Origin of the sequence: Sciscionella marina DSM 45152, from assembly GCF_000379465.1 — a bacterium.
In the GTDB taxonomy this organism is placed as follows: Bacteria; Actinomycetota; Actinomycetes; order Mycobacteriales; family Pseudonocardiaceae; genus Sciscionella; species Sciscionella marina.
In genome coordinates this window covers 27,465-44,334 of sequence record NZ_KB905458.1, presented here as the reverse complement: position 1 = coordinate 44,334, position 16,870 = coordinate 27,465, and the positions used below count along the sequence as shown (strand labels likewise).

19 protein-coding genes are annotated in these 16,870 nt (G+C 67.3%); 9 read left to right on the top strand and 10 right to left on the bottom strand.

What is annotated here, in order from left to right; genetic code table 11:
• The first annotated feature begins 61 nt into the window (after positions 1-61).
• The 3 genes from A37U_RS0139325 to A37U_RS0139315 are packed head-to-tail and all read left to right on the top strand — an operon-like array spanning position 62 to position 3,341.
• Complete coding sequence (locus A37U_RS0139325) at positions 62-862, top strand: HAD-IIA family hydrolase (protein WP_020502140.1); 801 nt, start codon at positions 62-64, stop codon at positions 860-862.
• 30 nt (positions 863-892) lie between these two features.
• Positions 893-1,702 carry a metallophosphoesterase gene (locus tag A37U_RS0139320; RefSeq protein ID WP_020502139.1) on the top strand — a complete coding sequence of 270 codons (810 nt, stop codon included), beginning with the start codon at positions 893-895 and terminating at the stop codon, positions 1,700-1,702.
• Positions 1,703-1,718: 16 nt separating this feature from the next.
• Entirely contained in the window at positions 1,719-3,341 is a 1,623-nt protein-coding gene (locus tag A37U_RS0139315; RefSeq protein ID WP_020502138.1) for an AMP-binding protein, read from the top strand.
• Here A37U_RS0139315 and A37U_RS0139310 read toward each other — a convergent pair.
• Positions 3,328-4,827, bottom strand: a complete 1,500-nt coding sequence (locus A37U_RS0139310) for an FAD-dependent monooxygenase (RefSeq protein WP_020502137.1) — start codon at positions 4,825-4,827, stop codon at positions 3,328-3,330. The two genes, A37U_RS0139315 and A37U_RS0139310, sit on opposite strands and share 14 nt — an antisense overlap.
• 62 nt (positions 4,828-4,889) lie before the next feature.
• On the opposite strand from A37U_RS0139310, the gene A37U_RS47650 reads away from it, so the two are divergent.
• Positions 4,890-5,537 carry a TetR/AcrR family transcriptional regulator gene (locus tag A37U_RS47650; RefSeq protein ID WP_020502136.1) on the top strand — a complete coding sequence of 216 codons (648 nt, stop codon included), beginning with the start codon at positions 4,890-4,892 and terminating at the stop codon, positions 5,535-5,537.
• 22 nt (positions 5,538-5,559) lie between these two features.
• On the opposite strand, the gene A37U_RS0139300 is transcribed toward A37U_RS47650, so the two are convergent.
• The 3 genes from A37U_RS0139300 to A37U_RS0139290 form a co-directional block, all read right to left on the bottom strand.
• Positions 5,560-5,856: a hypothetical protein gene (locus tag A37U_RS0139300; RefSeq protein WP_020502135.1), complete on the bottom strand. Its 297-nt coding sequence runs from the start codon at positions 5,854-5,856 to the stop codon at positions 5,560-5,562.
• 275 nt (positions 5,857-6,131) lie between these two features.
• Positions 6,132-6,527: a YccF domain-containing protein gene (locus tag A37U_RS0139295; protein WP_026198088.1), complete on the bottom strand. Its 396-nt coding sequence runs from the start codon at positions 6,525-6,527 to the stop codon at positions 6,132-6,134.
• A gap of 80 nt (positions 6,528-6,607) precedes the next feature.
• The gene (locus tag A37U_RS0139290) at positions 6,608-7,396 is read right to left on the bottom strand and encodes a class I SAM-dependent methyltransferase (protein ID WP_020502133.1); all 789 of its coding nucleotides are present in this window, start codon (positions 7,394-7,396) and stop codon (positions 6,608-6,610) included.
• Positions 7,397-7,481: 85 nt separating this feature from the next.
• Between A37U_RS0139290 and A37U_RS0139285 the strand changes: the two genes are divergently transcribed.
• The gene (locus A37U_RS0139285) at positions 7,482-8,030 is read left to right on the top strand and encodes a CGNR zinc finger domain-containing protein (protein WP_020502132.1); all 549 of its coding nucleotides are present in this window, start codon (positions 7,482-7,484) and stop codon (positions 8,028-8,030) included.
• 31 nt (positions 8,031-8,061) lie between these two features.
• Here the strand turns inward: A37U_RS0139285 and A37U_RS0139280 are convergent, their stop codons facing one another.
• The 3 genes from A37U_RS0139280 to A37U_RS0139270 all read right to left on the bottom strand — a co-directional run bounded on the left by A37U_RS0139280 (position 8,062) and on the right by A37U_RS0139270 (position 11,166).
• Positions 8,062-9,306 carry an Nramp family divalent metal transporter gene (locus A37U_RS0139280; RefSeq protein ID WP_020502131.1) on the bottom strand — a complete coding sequence of 415 codons (1,245 nt, stop codon included), beginning with the start codon at positions 9,304-9,306 and terminating at the stop codon, positions 8,062-8,064.
• Between the two features lie 307 nt (positions 9,307-9,613).
• Positions 9,614-10,570 (bottom strand): R2-like ligand-binding oxidase, encoded by a 957-nt coding sequence (locus A37U_RS0139275; protein WP_026198085.1) that lies wholly within the window; start codon positions 10,568-10,570, stop codon positions 9,614-9,616.
• A 5-nt stretch (positions 10,571-10,575) separates the two neighbouring features.
• The gene (locus A37U_RS0139270; RefSeq protein ID WP_020502129.1) at positions 10,576-11,166 is read right to left on the bottom strand and encodes a TetR/AcrR family transcriptional regulator; all 591 of its coding nucleotides are present in this window, start codon (positions 11,164-11,166) and stop codon (positions 10,576-10,578) included.
• An 80-nt stretch (positions 11,167-11,246) separates the two neighbouring features.
• On the opposite strand from A37U_RS0139270, the gene A37U_RS0139265 reads away from it, so the two are divergent.
• Together A37U_RS0139265 and A37U_RS47645 are read left to right on the top strand one after the other, a co-directional pair.
• Positions 11,247-11,852, top strand: a complete 606-nt coding sequence (locus A37U_RS0139265; protein ID WP_020502128.1) for an HAD family hydrolase — start codon at positions 11,247-11,249, stop codon at positions 11,850-11,852.
• A 62-nt stretch (positions 11,853-11,914) separates the two neighbouring features.
• Positions 11,915-12,760, top strand: coding sequence for a hypothetical protein (locus A37U_RS47645; RefSeq protein WP_020502127.1), 846 nt, complete (start codon positions 11,915-11,917; stop codon positions 12,758-12,760).
• Between the two features lie 70 nt (positions 12,761-12,830).
• On the opposite strand, the gene A37U_RS0139255 is transcribed toward A37U_RS47645, so the two are convergent.
• Positions 12,831-13,058: a hypothetical protein gene (locus A37U_RS0139255; RefSeq protein ID WP_020502126.1), complete on the bottom strand. Its 228-nt coding sequence runs from the start codon at positions 13,056-13,058 to the stop codon at positions 12,831-12,833.
• A gap of 147 nt (positions 13,059-13,205) precedes the next feature.
• Here A37U_RS0139255 and A37U_RS0139250 point away from each other — a divergent pair, with 147 nt between their 5' ends.
• Complete coding sequence (locus A37U_RS0139250) at positions 13,206-13,592, top strand: cold-shock protein (RefSeq protein WP_020502125.1); 387 nt, start codon at positions 13,206-13,208, stop codon at positions 13,590-13,592.
• An 81-nt stretch (positions 13,593-13,673) separates the two neighbouring features.
• On the opposite strand, the gene A37U_RS47640 is transcribed toward A37U_RS0139250, so the two are convergent.
• Positions 13,674-14,186 (bottom strand): DUF2771 family protein, encoded by a 513-nt coding sequence (locus A37U_RS47640; RefSeq protein ID WP_020502124.1) that lies wholly within the window; start codon positions 14,184-14,186, stop codon positions 13,674-13,676.
• A gap of 10 nt (positions 14,187-14,196) precedes the next feature.
• Complete coding sequence (locus A37U_RS0139240) at positions 14,197-15,996, bottom strand: MFS transporter (RefSeq protein WP_020502123.1); 1,800 nt, start codon at positions 15,994-15,996, stop codon at positions 14,197-14,199.
• 118 nt (positions 15,997-16,114) lie between these two features.
• On the opposite strand from A37U_RS0139240, the gene A37U_RS0139235 reads away from it, so the two are divergent.
• Entirely contained in the window at positions 16,115-16,855 is a 741-nt protein-coding gene (locus A37U_RS0139235) for a DUF3027 domain-containing protein (RefSeq protein WP_240437821.1), read from the top strand.
• Positions 16,856-16,870 lie beyond the last annotated feature (15 nt).

The following is a 16,870-nucleotide window of genomic DNA, read 5'->3' as shown; positions in this document are numbered from 1 at the left end:
ACGGCACTGTCGTGTAATAGGCTCGGTGCAGTCCTGCCCATCGCGTCGGAAGGCCCGGTACATGCAGCGTTGGAACTACCTCATGGACATGGACGGCGTTCTTGTGCACGAGGAGCACGCGATCCCCGGCGCGGTGGAGTTCATCGCCGAGCTGACCGAGCGCAGGGTCCCGTACCTGCTGCTGACGAACAACTCGATCTACACTCGCCGTGATCTGCGTGCCCGGCTGGCCCGCAGCGGGATCGAGGTCGAGGAGTCGGCGATCTGGACCTCGGCGCTGGCCTGTGCGCGGTTCCTGGAGACGCAGCGGCCGAACGGCTCGGCCTACGTGATCGGCGAGGCGGGCCTGACCACGGCGCTGCACGAGGCTGGCTATGTGCTCACCGATACGGACCCGGACTATGTGGTGCTCGGGGAGACCCGCACCTACAGTTTCACCGCGCTCACCAAGGCGATCCGGCTGATCGACGCGGGTGCCAAGTTCATCGCGACCAATCCGGACGAGATCGGCCCTTCGCGGGACGGGATCCTGCCCGCGACCGGCTCGGTGGCGGCGATGATCAGCCGCGCGACCGGGCGTGAGCCGTACTACGTCGGCAAGCCGAACCCGGTGATGATGCGGTTCGCGCTGCGCACGCTCGGTACCCATTCGGAGAACACGCTGATGATCGGTGACCGCATCGACACGGATGTGCGCTCGGGCCTGGAAGCGGGCATGCCGACCCTGCTGGTGCTGTCCGGCATCTCGGACATGGAGACCGTGGACCGTTACCCCTATGGCCCGACGCGAATCCTCGATTCGGTGGCTGACCTGGTCGGACACACCGATGATCCGTTCAGCCCGCCGCCCTCGGTGGCATGACGGACAGGTGTGCGCATATCGTCGTATGTCATGCAGGACGGAGATGCTGGCACCTTCGTCGTCGGTGATATCCACGGACACCGCGACGGGTTGCTCGCCGCCCTCCGCGCCGAGGGCATCGTCGACGAGGGTGAGCACTGGGACGCGGGCACCAGCAGGCTGTGGTTTCTCGGTGATTTCCTGGACCGGGGACCGGACGGGGTCGGTGTCGTCGACGATGTGATGCGGCTCGCCGATGAGGCCGAGGAGGCCGGCGGCAGTGTGCGCGCCCTGCTCGGCAATCATGAGGTCCTCGCGCTCGGCGTGCACCGCTTCGGCGGGGAGGAACTCCAGGCGGGTCTCGGGCCGCGCAGCTTCGAACGGTCCTGGCGGCTCAACGGCGGGGTGGACGCCGATCAGGAGCGGCTCACCGAGGAACACGTCCGCTGGCTGTGCGAGCTGCCCGCATTGGCCGTTGTGGACGATCACCTGCTCATGCACTCGGACACGATCGAATACCTCAGCTGGGGCGACTCGATCGACGAGATCAACCGGCAGGTGCACGATCTGCTCGCCGGGGAGGACATCGAGGCGTGGTGGGAGTGCTGGCGCAGGCTGACGACCCGCTCGGCGTTCCGCGGGCCGCGCGGTGCCCAGATCGCGCGCGGGCTGCTCGATCTGCTCGGCGGTGAGCGCATCGTGCACGGGCACAGCGTGATCGCCGAATACCTCGGGCTCGCCCCCGCCGAGATCGACGGGCCCGACCTCTACGCGGGGGCACGGGTGCTCGGGATCGATGCGGGGCTGTTCGCCGGTGGGCCGTGCCTGATCGTTCGGTTACCCTACGAGCAACCTGAGTGACTGCAAGGGAGCAGGGATGAGCACCAGTTACGCGTCCGGCATTTCCGATGTTGCACTGCTCGGTGACACCATCGGCGCGAATCTCGCACAGACCGTCGCGCGATTCGGGGACCGGGATGCACTCGTGGACTGTCCGAGCGGCAGGCGGTGGAGTTATTCGGAATTCCTGGCCGATGTGGACGCGCTCGCGCTGGGCCTCGCGGATTCCGGTGTGCGCAAAGGGGATCGGGTCGGCATCTGGTCACCCAACCATCCGGAATGGACACTCACCCAGTACGCGACGGCGCGGCTCGGCGCGATCCTGGTGAACATCAACCCCTCGTATCGGGTGCACGAGCTGGAGTACGTGCTCAATCAGGCCGGCGTGCGCACGCTCGTCGCCGCGCGTTCGTTCAAGACCTCGGACTACGCGGGCATGATCGAGCAGGTGCGGCCGAACTGCCCGGACCTGGCCGAGGTGATCCTGCTCGGCGAGCAGTTCGACGCGCTGCTCGAATCCGGTCGTGGCGGCGATCGCGCGCGGCTCACCGAGATCGAGGCGGAACTTTCCGCGGACGATCCGATCAACATCCAGTACACCTCGGGTACGACCGGATTTCCCAAGGGCGCGACGCTTTCCCATCACAATATCCTGAACAACGGGTTCTTCGTCGGCGAACTGTGCCGGTACACCGAGCAGGACCGGATCTGTATTCCGGTGCCGTTCTATCACTGTTTCGGCATGGTGATGGGCAACCTCGCGGCGACCTCCCATGGTGCGGCGATGGTGTTGCCCGGCGCGGGTTTCGAGCCGGAACCCACCTTGGGCGCGGTCGCCGGGGAACGGTGCACCTCGCTCTACGGGGTGCCGACGATGTTCATCGCGGAGTTGGCGAGCGAACAATTCGGCGAGTACGACCTTTCCAGTCTGCGCACCGGGATCATGGCGGGCTCGCCTTGCCCGGTCGAGGTGATGAAACAGGTCATCGACAAAATGGGCATGACCGAGGTCTCCATTTGTTACGGAATGACCGAGACCTCACCGGTTTCCACCCAGACCCGCGCGGACGATTCGATCGAGCTGCGGGTCTCCACGGTCGGCAGGGTCGGCCCGCACCTGGAGATCAAGGTGGTGGATCCGGTGACCGGGTTGACCGTGCCGCGCGGTGAACCCGGCGAGCTGTGCACCCGCGGCTATTCGGTGATGCTCGGCTACTGGAACCAGGCGGACAAGACGGCCGAGGTCATCGATGCGGCGCGGTGGATGCACACCGGGGATCTCGCGGTGCTGGACGACAACGGTTATGTGACCATCACCGGCCGTATCAAGGACATGGTCATCCGGGGCGGGGAGAACATCTATCCGCGCGAGATCGAGGAATTCCTCTACACCCACGAGGACATTCTCGACGCGCAGGTCATCGGGGTCCCGGACGAGAAGTACGGCGAGGAACTGATGGCCTGGGTGCGGATGCGCGACGGCGCTGAACCACTGACCGAGCAGACACTGCGCGCGTTCTGTCAGGGCAAGCTCGCGCACTACAAGATCCCGCGCTATGTGCACGTCGTCGAGGAGTTCCCGATGACCGTCACCGGAAAAGTGCGCAAGGTCGAGATGCGCGAGCGGGCCGCGGATCTGTTGCGGCTCAAGGAGAAGTAGGTTCGCCGAACCAGGCACGCAGCGCGGTTTCCAGTTCCGTGTCCGGTTCCTCGCCCGCCCAGGCGACGTAGCCGTCCGGGCGCGCCAGCATGGCGGGCAGTTCGGCCGCAGCGGGGGCAGGCGTGACTCGGTCGGCCCAGCCGTGCGGTACCTCGGCACCGAACAGGGAGCCCGTGCCACTGCGCAACGGCGTGATGTCGTCCTCGATCCGGGCGGCGGGCAGCTGGGTGCCGACGAGTGGATGCGAGCCCGGCAGTGCGTAATGGTGCGCGCGCCCGGACATCAGGTTCACGAAGTAGGTGTTTCCGTCCACTGTGGACATCAGCTCGGTGAGCAATCCGCGCAGCGCCGAGACTTGCGGGCCGGGACGCATCATGGCGATCTGGGCGCGGGTGATCTCCAGGATGCGGGCGCCGACCGGATGGCGTTCGCTCGTGTAGCTCTCCAGCAGGCCTTCCGGTGCGGTGCCGTGCAGTGCTGCGGCGAGTTTCCAGCCGAGATTGACCGCGTCGCCGATCCCGAGGTTGAGTCCCTGGCCGCCGAAGGGGGAGTGCACATGTGCCGCGTCTCCGGCCAGGAAAACCCTGCCCCTGCGATAATCCGTGGCCTGGCGTGCGTTGTCGGTGAACTGGGTCGCGCTGTGCACCGCGGTGATGACGATATCGGTTCCGCTGACCCTGCGCAGACTCTCCTGTAGTTCGGCCGTGGTGATCGGCGCGTCCCGATCGGCGGGCGGGCCGTCGAATTCCACGGTGAGAATGCGTCCCGGGCCGGGACCGTGTACCAGCATGCCGTGTTCCATCCGGTTCCAGGATTTCGGCAGCTGCTCCGGATGGTCCATGTCCACGATGGCCTGGTGCCCGGTGAGCGTCGGCTCGGTTCCGGGGAACTCGAAACCGGCGAGTTTGCGCACCAGGCTGCGGCCACCATCGGCCCCGACCAGATAACGTGCTTCGATCCGGTCGCCGTTCGCGCAGCCGACCTCGATGCCGGAGGCCTGTTCGGTGAACCCGATGAGCTCGCTCCCGCGCCGCACCTCGATGCCGAGCCCGGTCACCCAGTCGGCGAGTTCGGCCTCGAGCTGCTGCTGGGTGACCATCCAGCCACCCTTACCGCTCGGCACATCGGCGTACCGGTCGTCGGCGGGGACCTGGCTCGGATCGATGGCGAACAGTCCGCCGAAGTGACCGCCGATCGTCTTCGTCCACGAGCGCACGTCTTCGAGGGTGGGGTCGGGCTCGTCCTCGCGGGCGAACATCGGCAGCATCCGGCTCAGCATCTGATCGTGATACTCCCGCAGCCGTTCCTCGAATCCCCTGCGCCGCAAGGCTTCGATGGTCGGCACATTGATCGCGCCCGCCTTGACGGTCGGATCCGGCTCGGTATCGCGTTCGAGCACGAGGGTGGAGATGCCACGCATTCCGAGTTCCCCGGCGAGCATGAGTCCGGTCGGCCCCGCTCCGGCGACGATCACGTCGTAGTCCATGCGGCGAGTATGCCGATAAACATGTACCGAGTCAAAGTTTGTGTGTGGTCTATTATCGGCGCATGGCCGGACAGGGGTTGCGTGAGCGGAAAAAGTGGCAGACGCGGCGGCGCATTTCGGAAGTGGCAACGGGCCTGTTCTTCGCGCGCGGGTTCGATGCGGTGACCGTCGCCGAGGTGGCCGAGGCCGCCGAGGTCTCGAAGATGACCGTGTTCAACTACTTCCCATGCAAGGAGGACCTGCTGCTGGACCGGACCGCGGAAGGCAGGCACGAGATCTGCGCGCTGATCACGGGGCGTACCGAGGGCGAATCGGTGCTCGAGGCGCTGCGCGCCCATCAGCACCGGCTGCTCGCCGAGAAGAATCCGCTTTCCGGGGCCATCGCCTCGGTCGCGCCCTTCTGGAAACTGGTGCACGAGACTCCGGCGCTGTTCGCCCGGTCCATCGAGCAGCGCGCGGAGACGGCGGCGGCGCTGACCGAGGCGCTGCGCCCGGAATGTGCGACGGAATTCGAGGCGGTATTGCTCGGTGAGCTGATCGGGGCGGCGCTCGGTAGTGTTTTCGATACCGCGAAACGCCGGATCATGAACGGCGATGATCTGCGGCAGGTTCGTGCGGACCAGGTAAAAGTGATCGATCTCGCATTCGATTGTCTGGAGCGCGGATTCGACTCGGTTCTCGAAGAAAAGAAGGCGCCCGGGACCCGGTGACGCGGACCCCGGGTTCGCCGATTCAGGAGAACAGGGAAAGCGAGAATTCGCCTTCCTCGTCGAGTTCGACGAGTCCCGCCTGCCCGGAGTGGGCGCCGAGCACATAGACCAGCCGTTCGGCGATGGCGGCCGCGTCCTCGGTCGATTCGCAGCTCGCGATGTGGTGCTCGATCGGGCCGCTTCCGTTGTCCTGCGGGGATTGCATGGTGGTGCGGACGTAGACGTCGGGCCCGTCGAAGTAGACCTCGCCGATGCTGCTTTCCTTCACGAAGGCCTCGGCCGCCTGTAGCCAGAGCTGTCCAGTGTTCGCTGTCGTCATGACGGAAACGGTATCCCCTCACGCGAAATAAGAAACCCAGGGCCCTTTTATGTCGAACTGGACAAGGTTCGACGGGCCCTGGGTCCGGTAACTGCCTGGTATTCACCGGCCACCGCCGGAACACCAAGAAAGGTGTCGAAGAAACACCGAAAGGCGTCAAAGGGCGACTAGCGGACAGTCACCTCACGAGTCCAATAGCTATTCAACGCTGGACCACCTCCTTTCCCGTGTACTGCCAACGTTAACCGCGTATGCCGGTGTTCGGCAAGTGGTTTTCAACTCCGGGACGGGAGGTAAACATCGCTGTCCACGATTCGGGTACCCAGCGGCGTGAGTGAGATCGGAATGAGCTTGAAATTCGCGATCCCCAGTGGAAGGCCGATGATCGTCACGCACTGCGCGATCCCGGTCACGATGTGCGCGAGGGCGAGCCACCAGCCGGCGAAGATCAGCCAGATGACGTTGCCGAGCAGCGAACCGAGGCCCGCGCTCGGCCGGTGCTCGATGGACCGCCCGAACGGCCACAGCGCGTATACCGCGATGCGGAACGAGGCGATGCCGAACGGGATCGTCACGATCAGCAGGCAGCAGATGATCCCCGCGATGGTGTACCCGATGGCCATCCACAACCCGCAGAGCACGAACCAGATGATGTTCAACAGCAGGCGCATATCCTCGAGTATGCGCCCGCCGAACCGGTTCCGCATCGGGGAGCCCCCGGAGTTCCCCTTGTCCAGCCTGTTCCGGAAGGTCAGCGCGAGCCGACGAGCACGTGGTCGTTGCCGACCTGCCATACTGGATGCGCCGCGCGGAATCCCGAGCGCACGAGCAGCCGCTGGTGCGCCCCGACCGAGAAGCCGTTGGTGCCGTGGTGCCGCTTGTGGTCACTGTCCGCATCGGCCTGGGTCGGGACCCGCTCGGCCCGTGCCCGCGCGAGATCGGCGAGGTCGTCATCGGCGAGCACCGCGTCCCACCAGTCCAGCCAGCCCTCGTTCTCCCGCACCCCGGCGCGATCGAGGCTGCGGTCGTGTACCCGGTCGGCGAGGGTGTCGAGTCCGTCGTCGTCCAGTCCCATGTGGTCGCCATTGACGAACACGCCGCCCGGCACGAGCAGTTCACTCAGCGCGCGGTAGAGCGAGCCGAGTCCTTCCGCGGTCAGCCAGTGCAGCGCGGTCGTGGACACCGCGGCGTGCACCTGCCCGGGCACGTGCGCGCGCCACGCCGGGCCCGCGAGGTCCGCGTCCACCCACTCGGCTTCCTCCGGATAGGCCGCGCGAGCCAGGCCGAGCAGTAGCGGGTCCGAGTCGATGCCGATGATGCGTGCCCGCGGCAGCCGTTCACGCAACCGGATCGCGAGCGAGCCGGGCCCGCAGCCGAGGTCGAGGATCACCGGTTCGTCGACCTCGGCCAGCGCGGCCTCGACCACATCGCCCATCACCCGGAACCGCTCCTCGCGGTCGGTGTAGAAGCTCGACTGCTGCGTGTCCCAGCGCCGCAGCCATTCGCTCGCCTTCTGCCTGGATACCGTTTCCGTACGCATTACCGCTCCCGTCACTGCTGTTAAGCTTTACGACAGTGACTTTAGAACCGGAAGGGTGACTGGTCAAGTGGATTTCGACAGTCATATGAGTGATACCGTCGCTCGGACGGTCACCGCCGTCAATCTGCTGACCCCCGGGCTGGCGCTGGGCAAGGAGTACACCGCGGAGAACGTGGACGACCAGGTGTGGGAGGCGCTCGTGAAACGCACGGACGGGAGCCTCTCGAACCCGGCGGAGATGAATATCGAGGGGCTGCGCGGTTATGCGGTGCGGCTGCGTGCGGTCTTCGTCGCGATCGACGAGGGACGGATCGACGATGCCTGTGGGGTGGTCAACGAGCTGCTCACCGAGACCGGGGCCGCTCCGGTGCTGGCCAGGCACGACAAGGAACCGTGGCATCTGCACTTCCACGCCGTGGACGCGGAGTGGGCGCGCAGCTGGGCGGCGCCCATGGCCACCTCGCTCGCGGTGATACTCGGCAACCCGGTGTACGACCGGCTCGGGGTGTGCACGGCATCCGCCTGTGACCGGGTGTTCGTGGACACCTCGCGCAACGGGACCCGCCGGTTCTGCTCGACGGCCTGTCAGAACCGGGTCAAAGCGGCAGCCTTTCGCGCGAGAAAGAAGAACTGAGGATCGTCCCGCCGCGCCGCCGGAAAAGCGGTCAGGCCGTGCCGGTCAGGGTGAGCACGATCAGCGCGATGTTCAGCGCCACGATCACCGCCGTGACCAGCCAGGCGATCACCGTGGTCGGGCGCCGGTTCACCGAATCGCCCATGACCGAGCGCCGGGAGGTGAACCAGACCAGCGGGATGAGCGCGAAAGGAAGCCCGAAGGAGAGCACCACCTGGGAGATCACCAGCGATTTCGTCGGGTCCGCGCCCGCGGCGAGGAACACCAGGGCCGGGATCAGGGTGAGGGTCCGGCGCAGGAGCAGCCGGATCCGCATGCGCAGCAAGCCCTGCATGACCACCGAACCCGCGTAGCAGCCGACCGAGGTCGAGGCGAATCCCGCGGCGAGCAGCCCGAGCGCGAACAGCAACCCGATCCCGCCGCCGAGGGTCCCGTTGAGTGCGCCGTACACGCCCTCGATGCTGTCCACTCCACTGCGCCCGCCGAGCGCGGCGGCGGCGAGCAGCAGCATGCCGATGTTCACCGCCCCGGCCAGGATCATCGCCGCGCCGACGTCGGTGCGCGTGGTGCGCAGCATGTCCGGCAACCGCTCGGGGCTCTGCTTGCCGTGCCGGTCCCTGGCGAGCGCGGAATGCAGATACACCGCGTGCGGCATCACGGTCGCGCCGAGGATCCCGGCGGCGAGCACCACGCTGTTCAGGTCACCGAACCGGGGAACCAGCCCGTTCAGGGTTTCTGCGCCACTCGGCGGGGCGACGAACAGTCCGGCGAGGAATCCGACGACGATCACCAGCAGCAGCGCGGTGATCACGTATTCGAAGCGGCGCTGGCCGGACCGGTTCTGCACGGCGAGCAGGACCGTGGAGATCACTCCGGTGATCACGCCGCCGAGCAGCACCGGAAGCCCGAACAGCAGGTTGAGCGCGATCGCCCCGCCGAGCACTTCGGCCAGATCGGTGGCCATCGCCACGACCTCGGCCTGCAGCCAGAACGCGATCCGGGACCGTTTGGCCAGCCGTTCGCCGACCGCCTCGGGCAGCGACTGGCCGGTGACCAGACCGAGTTTGGCGGAGAGGTACTGCACGATGCAGGCCATCAGGTTCGCCGCGACGACCACCCAGACCAGCAGGTAGCCGTATTCGGCCCCGGCCTGCGTGTTGGTCGCGACATTGCCCGGATCGACATAGGCGATGGCGGCGACGAACGCCGGTCCGAGCAGTGCGGCCGCGCCACGTGCCTTCGACAGCCTTGGCAGGAGAGCCGTCAACGACACCACGCCGGCCGCCTCCGTTCTCTAGTCCCACTCAGTGTTCGGAGTCATTCCAGATTCCGCGTAGGCCTGGAGGGTAGCGCCTGGCTGTTCCGGTGTCACCGCAAGGTGACGAATGGCGCGCCTGATGATCCCGTAGCCTGCTGCGACGTCGGCGGTGTGCCCGCCGCGTGCCAGCGCGGCGTGCCTTGTCGTCAGTCGCCAGAGAAACCCGCTCTCCTTCCGCTGCCTTGTCGATCTCGGGCGCGGGTGTCCCGTAGGACACGGCCACGCTGACTCCCGCTCGCGACGGCAGTGGACCATCGGGCACGCCCTAACCCGTCGTGGCGAGTGCCTGCTCGTCCTCCGCGCCGAAGGTATCCTCGAGGCGTTCCGGTGAGTAGTCGAGATCGATCTGCTCGACGGGAACCCCGCGTGCCGACTCGATCGCGCCGAGCCGCCGGCCCGCCCGATCGCTGGCGTAGTTCGCCATTTCCTCGGGGGAGACACCGAACGGCGGCTCGTCGAAGCGGTTCATGTCCCAGTTGATCATTTCGAGGGCGACGGGCACGAGTTCGCCCATCCGGTCCTGCACGACCTGCCAGTTCGCGTCGTCCGCCGCGACATGGCGACGGCAGGTGAAGGTGCCCCAGGCCATGTGCCGCCGCTCATCGTCGCCGATGCGTTTCACCAGCTCCTGCATTCCGGGCAGAATGTGCTGCTCGGTGCAGGCGCGCTGCCAGGCGTAGTACCCGGTCAGTGCGAGGCAGCCTTCGACGACGTGGTTGTAGGTCACCGAGGCGCGGATCTGGTTGACCGGCGACGGGTCCTCTTCCAGGATCCGGAGCGAATTCGGCAGCTCGTCGTAGAACAGTTTCCGGTAGTGCGGATTGTCCGCGACCCAGTGCGTGATGTCCTGGTAGACACCGACCGCGTCCAGCCAGAGCCGGAAAACCTGGCAGTGTTTCGCCTCTTCGAAACAGAACTGGCTCAGATACATTTCGTCACCGAGCCGCCCGGTTTTCGCCATGGCCTTCATGAACGGCTGGATGTCCTCGGTCACCGCCTCCTCGCCCGCGATGAACTGGGCGCACAGCAGCGTTGCGCTTTCCCGTTGGTGTTCGGTGAGCCCGGCCCAGTCCTCGGCGTCCTGGGTGAAGTCGATATCGGTGGGGTTCCAGAACTTTTTGTTGCCCTTGACGAAAAGGCGGAGTGGGAACGAGTCCCAGTTTAGGCCGCCCTCGCGCAGGGAGTGGAAACCGTCGCGGACCTCGTTGTCTGCGGGTGTCATGATCATTACCTTTCTTCGGATGCGGATACCAAATGAGGGGATACCAATTCCGTGATATTCCTGGCCGCTTCCTCGGGTGTCGCGGTCGGCATCGCGATATGGCTGACGGCCAGCCGGAACAATTGTTCGGCGAGAATTCTGCCTTTTTCCATGGGGAGCGAGGTCTCCTCGGCGAAGAAGTTCGCGAACACCGCGGCCGCCGAATGCAGCAGTGGCTCGCTCTTGGCTCCGGTCAGGAACGGCAACAGGTCCGCCGCCGCGCCCGCGCCGAGTGCCGCCGCGACGAGCGGGTTCTCCCGCGCGTGCTCGATGGTCCACTCGAGGCTGTCCCGTAGGCCATCGAGTGCCGTGCCCTTCGCCCGCGCCCGCTCGTCGACCTCGGCGAGCAGCCCGGACTCGGTGCGCAGCGCGGCCGCGGCCACGAGCGCCTCCTTGTTCCCGAACTCGTTGTAGACCGTCTGCCTGGAGACCCCGACGACGTTCGCCACATCGGCCATTCGCAGCCGGGCGAAGCCCTGTTCGGGAAGCAACCGGGTCGCTGCCTCGAGCAGTTCCTCGCGCAGCGAGAGCCGGGTCCGTTCGGTGAAACTGGACATGCACTTATCTTGACAGCAAGCCAATATATGTCAACAAAATCGACAAGTGAACCGATTATGTCAACCGATAGGGTGCGGTTGTGCCGCGCAATGTGGGATTCGACCTGGACATGACGCTGATCGATGCGCGGGTGCCGATCGCCGCGCTGATCGACGAGATCGCCGCGGAGACCGGGCTCGGTGTCGACGGGGCGGATATGGCCGCCGCGCTCGGCCCGCCGCTCGAGACCCGGCTCGCCGGTGCGGGGTTCACCGAGGAGGAGATCGCCCTGATCGCCGGGCGGTACCGGCAGCGCTATCCGGCGATCGTGCCCCAGGCGCAGCCGATGCCGGGTGCGGCTGCGGCGATCGAGACGGTGCGCTCCGCGGGTGGCCGGGTGATCGTGGTGACCGGGAAAGCCACCGCTAACGCGAAACTGCACATCACCGCGCTCGGCTGGCCGGTGGACGCGGTCGTCGGTGATGTGTTCGGCGACGGCAAGGGGCTGGCCATCGAAGAGTTCGGCGCCGAGCTTTACGTCGGCGACCACATCGGCGATATGCACGGCGCCGCCGCTGCCGGGGTCACTGGCGTCGGGGTGGCCACCGGTCCGTGCTCGGCGGAGGACCTGTACGCCGCCGGGGCGTCGGTCGTGCTCGACTCACTCACCGAGTTCCCCGCCTGGTTCGCGGGTGAACGCGCGTAACCACTCGTCATACTGCTTCGTTGGCTTGTTGACCGCTCGTCAACAACGTTGTTGGAGGAATCATGCGCCGTCTGCGGTTGGTCGTCCTGCCCGGGGTGCTCGGTCTGCTCGTCTCCGCGTTCCCCGCACTGGCCGCGGCCGAGAGCGCGCCGGGCCCGGAGAGCTGTGCCCGCACCCTCGACTGCGATATCGCGACGATCGACCGGATGAGCATGCCGGACCGATTGGACTTCGTGCGCGCCATGGAGGCGGGCCCGGCCGCCGAGGCGATGCCGGGACACGATGCGAAGCAGTGGCGCAATATCGAGGGCATCATCATGGCCTTCCGCAACCACGGCGCGGGCGCGCGCGGGACCTGGGTCTCGCTGACCGACGCGGGCATCCTCGAGGGAGTCGAACGCGGCCTCGGCATCGCGACCGGGCGCAGCGAGAACACCGGGGGCAATCCCGGCGTGCCACTGTGGGCGCGGTTCATCACCGGGGTGGGCAGCGGGGAACTGGACGCGCGTTCGGCGCATGACAAAGCGTGGAGCACCGCCGAGCAGGCCTCGACCGAATACGGGGACAAGCTCGCCAAGCAGCGTGGTGAACTGCCGAACGCGGCCGAGCAACGGTTCTACACGCTCACCGACATATACCGCTTCGTGGTGCGCAACCGCCCGGCCTTCCTGGACAGCCTCTCCGCATCGGGTCCGCTCGCCGGTCCCGGCAAGGCCGAGCAGCGGCAGAACTTCTTCGACTGGGCGACCGACACCACCAATATCGACGCGGGACGGACCGGTGGCGAGCTGCTGTGGCAGTTGTCCCAGGCGGACCTGCCGAATTCGGCCTCGGGCACGTCCGAGGTGTTCAAGGCCTATCTGGACTATCTCTTCCCCAAGTACCAGGAAGCCATGCGCAACGGCTGAGTTGTTCGCTCGACGGGTGTGGTCGGCGGTGCGGGCCGAGTGGGCGGCTACGCCGCCGGAAGGATGACGGCTATTCGGTCGAGGTGTGCGCGAACCTCTTGTGCTGGCGCACCAGCCCGACCAGTCCGATCACCAGTCCCACCGGGGTGAGCAGGCCCGCGCAGATCATCAGCCACAGCGGCAGGTTGCTCATGCCGGAGGCGAACATGGAGAACACGACGACCACCGCGAGGAGCCCGAGAGCGAAGATCACGAGCCCGGTGTTGATGAGTGGGGATTTTCCCTCGCGTTCGCGCATGGGACCAGCCTAGAGTGTTGCCCCGCAGAAGCCTGCAGGTAGTGTTGTAGCTTACGCGCCTTCGTCGAGCGCCACAGGGACTCGGCGGGGCGCGTAATCAGTGTCGGCGGGAGGTCCGCCGAGGGGTCGACGAGATAGGTGAGGGCTGTGCCGAGCGGCAAGGTCAAGTGGTTCGATTCGGAGAAGGGCTTCGGATTCGTCACCGCGGAGGGTGGCGAGGATGTCTACATCCGCAAATCCGCGCTTCCCGCCGGGGTTGCCACGCTGAAGACCGGCCAGCGCATCGAGTTCGGGGTCGCCGATGGGCGCCGGGGGCCGCAAGCGCTTTCCATCCGGCTGCTCGATCCGCCGCCCTCGGTCGCCGAGGCGCGCAGGCGCCCCGCCGAGGAACTGCACGGCATGATCGACGACATGATCAAGCTGCTCGAGGCGCGGGTGCAGCCGGAGCTGCGCAAGGGCCGCTACCCGGACCGCAAACACACCACGCGCATCGCCGATGTGCTGCGCGCCGTCGCCAAGGACCTCGACCCGTAGCAGGGTGTCTCGGGTCGGATTGCTTGGTGGGTAGCGGCGGCGCCGGTAGCGTGGGTGGTGAAAATGCGTCTGCTACGCCGCTCACGAACTTGCGTTGGGGCACAGCGCTTCGCCGGGTTTCGGCAGCTGCGCGCCGGGAGCGGTCAGCGCGGTCCAGGTGCCGCGTACCCCGAATTCGACGCCGCCCGGGCCCACGGTGACCCGGCCACCCAGCTGGTAGACATTGATCAGCTGCAGCCGCTGGCCCTGCGGTGGCCGCACGGTGTAGCTGAACTGCTGTCCGGGCAGGTACAGCGGAGAGCACGCGGCGGAGAGGTTGCCCGCATCGTCGAGCATCCGGTACTCCACCCGCCACGGCGCGTCGGAGATCTCCCCGTCCACCGAGATCTGCACCGGTTTCCCGGGCACCGCCTCGAGCCTGCCCACGGCGCTGCCGTCCTGTGTGCATTTGGTGCCCTGCACATCGCAGTACTGCAGCGGCTCCATGCGCACCGAGTCCCCGTCGGTGAACGCGCTCACGCCCGGCTTCGGCGCAGAGCAGGCGGTGAGCAGCAGCAGGGAACCGAGGATGACGGGCAGGAGGTATCGGCGCACGGGCCCGAGGCTACAACCGCTCGGTCGGCATGGTCCGCGTCGGTGTGCGCTGCCGCTTCGGCAGGGGCGAATCGTCCACCTTTTCCGGGCGGACCGGGCGGTCCCCACCGACTCCGGGAATGAGACTGCGGCCTTGGCGGGTCAGCAGCACCTGGGCGAGCCCGATCGCGAGCAGCACCGAGATCACCGTGAACCCGAGCCAGAACTTCGCGGGCAGCAGTACCCCGATCGCGCCGCCGATCACCCAGGCCAGCTGCACCACGGTCTCCGAGCGGCCGAAGGCGGAGGCCCGGGAACGCTCCGGAAGATCGCTCTGGATCACCGAATCGAGGCAGATCTTGACCATCGCGCTCGCGGCGCCACCGATGAGCCCCACGATGGCCGCGGTGAACACCCCGGCGAGCAGCGCGGCCACCACGGTCGCGGCGAGCGAGGCGCAGACGCCGACGACCAGGATCTGATCGGGTTTGCGCAACGGGATGCGCGCGCCGATGGCGTTGCCCACGAAGGAACCGGCTCCCGCGGAACCGGCGACCAGGGCGAGCAGCAGCATCTGCTGGAACGGTGAACCGACCGTCTCGGCCTTCACCACGAACGCGCCGAACAGCACCATGAACCCGGTGAGCAGTTTGATCGTGGCGTTCGCCCACAACGCGAGCACCACGTTGCGGCCCATCGACTGGCGCGGCTTGCGGCCCTTGCGCTTGCCGGTTCCGACGTCCCGCGGGATCTCCATGGTCGCGGTGAGTGAGGCAGGCACCTCGTCCTTGGTGTCCTCCACCCAGGACGGGATGCGCATGCACAGCACCGCGTCGGCCACCGCGATCAGCGCGCAGAACACCAGCGCGCCCTGCGAACTGGAGATGTAGGCCAGCCCGGCGGCGACCGCGCCGAAGGCGCCGCTGGCGATCAGCCCGAAGGTGGTCAGCCGCGCGTTCGTGGTCACCAGGGTGCTCGAGGACGGCAGCACCCGTGGCGTCACGGCGGCCTTGAGCACGGTGAACGACTTGTCCAGCACCATGAAGGCGAGCGCGGCCGGATAGAGCACCCAGGAGTTGTAGTTCAGCGCGATGATCACCGCGCAGATCGCCTGTCCCGCACAGGAAGCGGCCATCGCGATCCGCCTGCCCCTGCGGATCCGGTCCAGCAGCGGGCCGATCACCGGGGCGACGAGCGCGAACGGGGCGATGGTGATGAGCAGGTAGAGGAAGACCTTCGTCTTGCTCTCCGCGTTGGCCGCGGCGAAGAACAGGGTGTTCGCCAGCGCGACCGAGAGCGCAGCGGTGGACCCGTAGGAGAACATGTACGCGTAGGTCAGCTGGGAGAGTCCGGACTCGCCCGCCCCATCGGCCTCGGTCGCCTTCTTGAACAGGTGCACACCCTGGCGCGCCCGCCAGGCGGCGACCCGCGCGACGCTGATCTTGTCCGGCGGGGCCGGTCCGTCCGAGGCCGCGCCGCGCCGCGGTTCCTCGCGGTCGACGTGCTCGGTCGGGTGCTCCTGCCGCGGATCCTGACGAGGGTGTTCCTGGCGGGGGTGTTCCTGACGCGGGTGTTCTTGGCGCGGGGGCGGGGTTCGCTGGGTGCGTTCCTGCGACCACGGCGGTGGCTGGTTGCGCGGGGCGTGCTCGTGGCCCGAAGGCCGGGGCGGTGGCTGCCTGCGCTGGGTGGGCTGCTCGGGTGGCGGGGTTCGCCGGGTCGGATCGCCCTGACCTCGCCGTTCCTGGCGCCGTGCCGCCTTGCGTGGACGTGCGCCGGCATTCCACCCCGCGCGCGGGCGGTTCGGATCACCGGGAGTGTTGGTATTGTCCACCCTTCCATCCTGCCGCAGGTTCGCCGTGGATGGTCGTGGGGCACAATGTTTAATTGGGAGAACCACACGGCGGAGGCAGTACGACGACTATGATTCTGCGGCGACTATGACCATGGCGATGACCGAGCAAGACAGCGAGGACGTGCGGCTGCGTGCGGCGATGGAGATCGCCAGGCACGCGGCCGAGACCGACGCCGGTGCCGAGCGTGTCGGGGACTACCTCGGGGCGCAGTCCGAACACGGGGCGCTGACCCACCTGTTCGCCTCGCGGATCGAAGGGTACCGCGGCTGGCGCTGGGCGGTCACCCTGGCGAGCGCCGGCCCGGAGACCCCGGTCACGGTCAGCGAGGTCGTACTTCTTCCCGGGCCGGACGCGCTCACCGGGCCGGACTGGGTGCCCTGGCAGGACCGCATCCGCGCCGGTGACCTCGGAGTCGGCGACTTGATGCCGCCTCAGGAGGACGACGACCGCCTCGTTCCCGCCTACCTCGAATCCGATGACCCGGGCATCGAGCGGCTCGCGATGGAGCTCGGGCTCGGCCGCAAGCGGGTGATGTCCCGCGCCGGACGGCTGCGCACCGCCAAGCGCTGGCGCGGCGGCGAGTTCGGCCCGCGAAGCGATATGGCCCGCAGCGCCCCAGCCCGGTGCGGCACCTGCGGCTTCTACCTGCAGCTGGACGGATCACTGCGCGCGGCTTTCGGGGTGTGCGGCAACGAGATCGCGCCCGCGGACGGCCGGGTCGTGCACGTGGAATACGGCTGTGGCGCGCATTCCGAGGCCGAGGTGGACACCCGGCCCGCGGTGCCGGTCACCGAGATGGTTTACGACGACACGAATTTCGACGTGGAACAGCGCTGATGCCGCCGCGAGTGT

Bases quoted from the DNA above. Each gene is read 5' to 3' on its own strand.
- A37U_RS0139295 (WP_026198088.1), bottom strand. From the start codon at position 6,527: ATGCGCCTGCTGTTGAACATCATCTGGTTCGTGCTCTGCGGGTTGTGG.
- A37U_RS0139270 (WP_020502129.1), bottom strand. From the start codon at position 11,166: ATGTCCAGTTTCACCGAACGGACCCGGCTCTCGCTGCGCGAGGAACTG.
- A37U_RS0139275 (WP_026198085.1), bottom strand. From the start codon at position 10,570: ATGACACCCGCAGACAACGAGGTCCGCGACGGTTTCCACTCCCTGCGC.
- A37U_RS0139235 (WP_240437821.1), top strand. From the start codon at position 16,115: ATGACCGAGCAAGACAGCGAGGACGTGCGGCTGCGTGCGGCGATGGAG.
- A37U_RS0139320 (WP_020502139.1), top strand. From the start codon at position 893: ATGCAGGACGGAGATGCTGGCACCTTCGTCGTCGGTGATATCCACGGA.
- A37U_RS0139290 (WP_020502133.1), bottom strand. From the start codon at position 7,396: ATGCGTACGGAAACGGTATCCAGGCAGAAGGCGAGCGAATGGCTGCGG.
- A37U_RS0139315 (WP_020502138.1), top strand. From the start codon at position 1,719: ATGAGCACCAGTTACGCGTCCGGCATTTCCGATGTTGCACTGCTCGGT.
- A37U_RS0139310 (WP_020502137.1), bottom strand. From the start codon at position 4,827: ATGGACTACGACGTGATCGTCGCCGGAGCGGGGCCGACCGGACTCATG.
- A37U_RS0139285 (WP_020502132.1), top strand. From the start codon at position 7,482: ATGAGTGATACCGTCGCTCGGACGGTCACCGCCGTCAATCTGCTGACC.
- A37U_RS0139300 (WP_020502135.1), bottom strand. From the start codon at position 5,856: ATGACGACAGCGAACACTGGACAGCTCTGGCTACAGGCGGCCGAGGCC.
- A37U_RS0139325 (WP_020502140.1), top strand. From the start codon at position 62: ATGCAGCGTTGGAACTACCTCATGGACATGGACGGCGTTCTTGTGCAC.
- A37U_RS47650 (WP_020502136.1), top strand. From the start codon at position 4,890: ATGGCCGGACAGGGGTTGCGTGAGCGGAAAAAGTGGCAGACGCGGCGG.
- A37U_RS0139255 (WP_020502126.1), bottom strand. From the start codon at position 13,058: ATGCGCGAACGCGAGGGAAAATCCCCACTCATCAACACCGGGCTCGTG.
- A37U_RS47645 (WP_020502127.1), top strand. From the start codon at position 11,915: ATGCGCCGTCTGCGGTTGGTCGTCCTGCCCGGGGTGCTCGGTCTGCTC.